We start from the raw sequence: 6,233 nt of genomic DNA on the forward strand, positions 1-6,233 counted from the left end.
CATACTTGACTTATCACCACAAGGCTTAAAATTAGTAATAATTTCTTTTGCGGATTCCAACGACAACTTCTCGTCAATGACCATCTGCATCACTTTACTCTCAAAAGAATTTCCTTTATTTTGTTCAATTAGCTTAATTTTCTGAATTACACGATCTAGCCGCACCCGAACCGTCGGATAACTAACTTGATAAATCTTAGCGAGTTGCTTTAATGATCCTGATGCTAACACTAACTGTTTTACAAACTCTTGGTCCTCAGGTTCCAAAGAAATAAACCAATCCATGAAAGTTATCTCCTTTAACTTTATTTATAAAAGTTTAACATTGTTAATACTAATAAGCAAAATAAATTTAATTTATAACTCAATATCATGAAAAAACAAGATCAAGATTTAGCCTTGATCTTGTTTCAAACACAATCTTTAAAAAAATCGATTTATTCATTATAAATAAAATTAAACTAAATTAATTGAATAGATAAAAATCAGAACAATATCAAAATTTAGCGTGACCAAAAATGCCTTAAAACAACAAATCTTTCAAAATATATCCTGCAGGGCAACATGTCTTGATAACGTCACAGACAAATGCTTTGAAAACAAAAATGCACTAACCAAAGCACTAACTGTACTGATCTTTATAATAAATAACTAAGCCATGCAGATTCATCTATGATTTGCCATTAATCAGGAATGCACACCGTTGCCAAGCTAGATATAAGTAATACTGTCGCGCAGTAGTTGTCAATTGCAGTACATCTAGCAAAACTAAGTAATAACTACTTGAATAGTTTTCCATAATCGTCCATAGAATAAGTAAAATGGCAATAAATGAGATTCCCTGCAAAACACGGGCCTGTTTAATTGTTTTGATGATGCTCTTATCCTTGGTCATCACTTTGGTTATTTGTTCAAGTGTGAGCTGTTTCTTAATTACATTAGTCCGTTTCTGGATTTCAAACCAAACTACCGCCAGAGCGATAAAAATAATAAGCATAATAGTAATAGATACCATATATTCTCCTTGCTTTCAAAAATGTCTTCGTTACCTTCCATTATATCGCAATCTGGATTGAAGCTCTGCAATGAACTCCGCAAACCAATTGAAATGTCTCAAAAACAAGTCTAATTTTCAATCTAAGCACCATATCTCAATTCTAAAATTAAACATATTTCACAAGTTAAAAGGCTAATAACCAGTTTTTTTAAATTTCATACCAATAAAGTTTTACTTCTCATGAATCGGACAATGTCTCCTTTCAATCGGTATAGACCGAACGCAATATTGGTTAATTAGACGCTGTTTGGGTTGTGTAAGCGCTTGTTAATAGATTATTATGAACCATGTGTTATGGTTTTATAAATTATTTTATTTTTTAAGGAGGAGTATGGATATGAAGTCATATCTTCAACGCATGGGTCGTTCTTTACAATTACCCGTCGCAGTTTTACCCGCTGCAGCGTTATTAGTTGGTATTGGTCATTGGTTACCTGCAAAATGGGCCGTGGCACAATTCTTGCAAGCTGGCGGTAATGCCATTCTTGGTCAGCTGGCGCTTTTATTTGCGGTCGGTCTTGCACTTGGAATGTCAAAAGACAAAGATGGTGCCGCCGCTTTAGCTGGTGTGGTTGCTTATTTTGTTCCTGTTTCTGTTTTATCACCATCATCAGTTGCCTTGTTAAAGGGGATCAAGGAATCTCAAGTCGATCCATCCTTTGGTGCACTCAGTGGTAATGTTTTTATTGGTATTATTGCAGGTCTAATTGCCGCTGCTCTGTATAATCGGTTCCACGAAACCAAATTACCGATGGCCTTATCATTCTTTAGCGGTAAACGATTAGTTCCAATTATGTCCGCTTTAGTGATGTTATTTGTTACAGTGCTATTATTCTTTGTTTGGCCACCAGTATATGAAGCACTTGTTGCTTTTGGTAAATTCTTCGTTAGTTTAGGTGCTGTTGGTGCTGGTCTATATGGATTCTTCAACCGCTTGCTGATTCCAACTGGTTTGCATCAAGCTTTGAACTCAGTATTCTGGTTCAACGTTGCAGGAATCAATGATATTGGTAAATTCTGGGCTAACGAAGGTGTCAAGGGAGTTACCGGTATGTACATGGGTGGTTTCTTCCCAGTTATGATGTTTGGGTTACCTGCTGGTGCATACGCAATTTATCGTAATGCCCGTCCTGAACGGAAAAAGGAAACAGCTTCCTTAATGATGGCTGGTGCGTTTGCTTCGTTCTTCACTGGCGTTACTGAACCATTGGAATTCTCTTTCATGTTCGTTGCATGGCCTTTATACGTTCTTCATGCAGTATTTACAGGCTTATCTTTAGGTTTTGCCGCATTTATGCATTGGACTGCCGGATTTACGTTTAGTGCCGGATTAGTTGACTTCGTTTTAAGTTCACGAATGCCAATTGCCAACATGCCTTACATGTTGTTGGTTCAAGGGCTTGTCATGGCTGTTATTTATTACTTTGGCTTTAATTTTGCCATCCAGAAATTTAATTTGATGACTCCTGGTCGTGAACCTGTTGAAGCCGATGCAGCTGACAGTGTTGATGTTGCAATCGATACTGATGATAGCGACGATAAATATAGTATCCAAGCTAAAAAGATTTATACAGCCATTGGTGGTAAAGATAACATCACTTCCATTGATAACTGTACAACTCGTTTGCGTTTGCAGTTAAAAGATACTGATACAATTAATAAAGGTGCCATTAAAGGTGCTGGTGCCATTGGTATGAACGTTTTAGACAAAACTAATCTTCAAATTGTAATTGGAACTGAAGTTCAATTTGTTGCTGATGCATTGACAAATCTTTATAAACAAGGCGCTCCAATAGGTAAGATTACTAGCAATGCTGCTACCCCAACTCAGGAAACTAAGGTGAGTGAAAACGTTAATTCTGGTGCAGTTGACACGTTCTATACACCAACTGCCGGTCAATTGCTCGCAATTGAAGACGTCAACGATCCAACTTTCTCACAAAAAATGTTAGGTGATGGCTATGCTGTTGAACCTTCAGATGGCAAAGTTGTTTCACCTGTTGATGGTGAGATTGCAACTGTCTTCCCTACTAAACACGCCATTGGAATTAAAACCGATAATGGTTTGGAAGTGCTTGTTCATATGGGCTTAGACACCGTTGAACTTAAAGGAAAACCATTTATAGTAAACGTTTCTGAAGGTCAAAAAGTTCGTCATGGTGATGTTTTAGCTACTGCTGACCTGCAAGCAATTAAACAGGCTGACAAGGGCACAACCATGATCGTCATTATTACAAATATGCCTGCTGTAGGCTACATGAAGTTCGATGGTCTTGCTCGTCAAGTTGGTAATGATGAAGAAGTTGTTAAAGTCACATTGAAGTAAAAGTTAAATTAATAAAACCAAATGCAAAAAAGATCGTTCCTCGGAACGACCTTTTTGTATACATACTTATTGAAAAAAAGGACGCTAATCGGATAACCATCCAGTTAACGTTTTTTTATGGAGTTAGTTACTTTCAGAAACTGAAACACAATTCATAACACGTGCAATTCTCATCTGATTCCTGCATAATGCTCTTGAAAAGTCGAGAGGGGGAAAGCAAAATGAAACTCGACAAACAGGAAACTCTTAGCAAGGTTTATAACCTGATTTTAAACCCAGCAACTAGAGACTGGGAGCGAACCCAGCTGCTTACAATGAAAAACGCGGTTGAAAAAGGAGCAGACTTCAATACAAAGCTTGCACAACTTGAAGTTGCCCTGCGTCCTTTAGCATGGCGTGATAACTTGACCCCCGATGTGGCAGATTTTTATGCAAAAATAACAAATGCTCCGGACCAAGCTGCCCCATTTAACGTGGCAAAACATCAAAATTTGGCCAGTCCATACTATGAACGCGCAATATTTGCCGGTGGCTGCTTTTGGTGCATGGTGGAACCCTTTGAAACCCGCCCTGGGATCATTTCTGTGTTATCTGGCTATACAGGTGGCCACGTAGCCAGACCAACTTACGATGAAGTGGCTGGGCAACAAACAGGCCATGTGGAAGCCGTTGAAATTGTCTTTGACACCCGTGTTATTCGGTATGCTGATTTAGTGCATCTTTACTGGCAAATTACAGATCCTACTGACAACATGGGACAGATCAATGACCGTGGCAATGAATACCGGCCAATTATTTTTATCCAAAATACGCACCAACGCAAAATTGCAGAAGCCTCAAAACAAGCATTAATTGCATGTGGAAAATATAAACGACCAATTGTAACTGAAATCTTGTCTGCAACTAAATTCTGGCCCGCAGAAAACTTCCATCAAGAGTTTTATAAAAAGAATCCCATCAGATATAAAAGAATGGAACATGCTCGACAACAGTATTTGGCAATGCAACATTTGCAGGGAAAAATACGTGTAGGATTGGGGAAATTTAGAAAGAAAAACTAATCTATTTACTGTAATTCACCGTTCTTAACGCTAAAAATACTGAAACAATTGAGTAGAATATCTATCCCTCGACGTTGATCTAATAAGGCAACAACGTTGATAATATGCTTTTTTTGCGCATCCAAATGTGCGATAAGTCTGTAACAGCTGCTAACAATCAATCACTGTAAACCCAATCTTTTTGAATCTAATTATCAACGAATCCTTAAAACCTTCTACAAAACTTTTATCCAAAACTACTGACAGATTTCTACGAGCTCTAGAACATCCAACATAAAACAATTTATATGCTAATAATATTCTTTCTATCTTTGTGCTAGAAAACACTTTTTTTAAATTTATCTGTGTTTGCTTTTTAATGTAATTTTTATAATAATCTTTATACACATTTTTAAAGAAGAAATCATCATGAAATTCATTACAAACTTCAAATGCCATTTCACGTCCATATTTTGAATCTGTTTTTACTTTATCTTTATCCACTTTTGTAAGAAAACTTTGATATTTAGTAACGAAGATCTCAAAATCTCTTAAAGACATAGGTCTTTTTGACCACAATTCAAAAAAATCAAACATATTAATAAATGGTTGATGGCGACTATCCTCAGCAGAAAAAATAATTGAATCATGACTTTCTCCCTTAACTCCATGTTGAGTAGACACATTTTCTGTATTTTGTTCTAAGTTAATTAGTTCCTTTAATTGCACATCTAATGTTTTTTGATACTCCTCACTATCTAAAACATCACGTATAAAAATATCGTCTAGTAATGCATTTTCCCTCAATTTGTCTAAAAATTCTCCGATAGTTATTTCATCATTTAAAAAGCAATCAAATATGGTCTTCCATAACTTAAACGTTTTTTGCTTATCCTTTTTTGACTTAACAGTAACTGAGGCTCCGAATTTTCGACCGTTATGATTAATTAACTTAAAAAAGCTTCCATACTCATGCTTTTCCCATTTCAATTTGGATTTATATAAAACTAACAAACACCTCATCAAAATATCAGGATTATCATCTTCATTTTTATTCAATAAAACATCTACCGCATGAATATTTTTAACGAATCCATACTTATCCATACTTTGAAATGAATCAAACAAATCGAGCGCTCCAATACGGTCAAACCTCTCTCGATTAAAAACATACAGAACTAAGGTACCTGGGTATTCACTAACGATACCATTAATACAGCTTTCCCGTTCATCACCAGTCACTAAATAAACTGTTGGTTGAAAATCACTTTTTTCAATTTTCATGTTGTCTGGTGAACTCTGAATCCTTTGTGAATTATTATAAATATTGTTCAACAAGTCAATAATCATTTGATTAGATCGAAAATTTATAGTTTTTCTAGTTTTGTTTTCTATTTGACGTAAAGTCCCTTTCATTTCTTCTGAATATTTTTGATATATTTGCTGCATAGAATCGCCGAACAGATACAAGCTTACATTCGTTTTATCATTAACTGCATCAAGAAATAAGCTCAGTATAGATTCAGCTGTATCTTGATACTCATCAATTATAATTAAATCAAATCGTCTATTTATTTTAGTAAATAGCTTTGGATAACGCCTTGTCACTTTGACTGTGAAATCCAGTAAATCATCATGTCCTAATTGACCATAGTAAAAGGATGAATATTGTGATTTACCATAAAATAATCCTTTTTTTAAAAGATTATTTTTAATTGTGTCTAGATCTAATTGACCATATTTTTTCCTATACTCATCATTTCCCTTCCTTTTCGTGTTTGATGTCAAGGGCAGTTTAAAAATGTAGGTT

General features: G+C 35.6%; 5 protein-coding genes. 2 read left to right on the forward strand and 3 right to left on the reverse strand.

Annotation, left to right across the window (positions count from 1 at the left end):
* A partial coding sequence (locus tag IV84_RS09195) for a DUF2089 family protein (protein ID WP_062904519.1) occupies positions 1 to 285 on the reverse strand: 285 nt, incomplete at its 3' end.
* Positions 286 to 670: 385 nt separating this feature from the next.
* On the reverse strand, positions 671 to 1,015 hold the full coding sequence (locus IV84_RS09200) for a hypothetical protein (protein WP_046871428.1): 345 nt from the start codon (positions 1,013 to 1,015) through the stop codon (positions 671 to 673).
* Positions 1,016 to 1,394: 379 nt separating this feature from the next.
* Here IV84_RS09200 and nagE point away from each other — a divergent pair, with 379 nt between their 5' ends.
* Together nagE and msrA are read left to right on the forward strand one after the other, a co-directional pair.
* On the forward strand, positions 1,395 to 3,383 hold the full coding sequence (nagE, locus tag IV84_RS09205; RefSeq protein WP_046871429.1) for an N-acetylglucosamine-specific PTS transporter subunit IIBC: 1,989 nt from the start codon (positions 1,395 to 1,397) through the stop codon (positions 3,381 to 3,383).
* A gap of 221 nt (positions 3,384 to 3,604) precedes the next feature.
* Positions 3,605 to 4,444 (forward strand): peptide-methionine (S)-S-oxide reductase MsrA, encoded by an 840-nt coding sequence (gene msrA / locus IV84_RS09210; RefSeq protein WP_046871430.1) that lies wholly within the window; start codon positions 3,605 to 3,607, stop codon positions 4,442 to 4,444.
* Between the two features lie 150 nt (positions 4,445 to 4,594).
* On the opposite strand, the gene IV84_RS09215 is transcribed toward msrA, so the two are convergent.
* A partial coding sequence (locus tag IV84_RS09215) for a UvrD-helicase domain-containing protein (protein ID WP_155515917.1) occupies positions 4,595 to 6,233 on the reverse strand: 1,639 nt, incomplete at its 5' end.

It is taken from the genome of Pediococcus damnosus (assembly GCF_001437255.1).
GTDB lineage: Bacteria > Bacillota > Bacilli > Lactobacillales > Lactobacillaceae > Pediococcus > Pediococcus damnosus.